This window comes from Catenulispora rubra (assembly GCF_015356825.1).
GTDB lineage: Bacteria > Actinomycetota > Actinomycetes > Streptomycetales > Catenulisporaceae > Catenulispora > Catenulispora rubra.
The window spans coordinates 1-396 of the sequence record NZ_JAACYW010000801.1 but is presented as its reverse complement, the minus strand read 5'-3'; the positions used below and the strand labels follow the sequence as shown (position 1 = coordinate 396).

The 396-nt window shown below is 74.2% G+C and carries 1 protein-coding gene; it reads left to right on the top strand.

Annotated elements, in window-relative coordinates; translation table 11 throughout:
- Positions 1–134 precede the first annotated feature (134 nt).
- The coding region (locus tag GWK61_RS55490) for a MarR family winged helix-turn-helix transcriptional regulator (RefSeq protein ID WP_194922405.1) at positions 135–396 on the top strand (262 nt) is incomplete at its 3' end.

Below are 396 nucleotides of genomic sequence, written 5' to 3'. Positions count from 1 at the left end.
GGGCCGGGGCCGCTCGGGCACCACGGCGCGCGCCACGGTTCGACGCTGAACGTCGGGCGCTGCCATCCTGACCGGCACAGGGGCCGTCCGTCCAGCCCGGAGCACACCGCGAACCGACCAGGAAGGGCCCACCGATGACCGCCACCGGACCCCGGCGCGACCTCGTGCACCTGCTGAGCGTGGCCGAGCACCACGCGGTCCGCCGCCAGGCCGCGGTCCTTCGGGCCGAGGCCGAGGACTGCTCGATCGAGCAGTGGCGGGTGCTCAACCTCCTCGCCGACGGCACCGGCCACACCATGACCGAGCTCGCCGAACACGCCCTGCTGCCCGCCCCCACCGCCACCAAGCTGGTCGACCGCCTGGTGACCAACAACCTCGTCTACCGCCACCCCGACC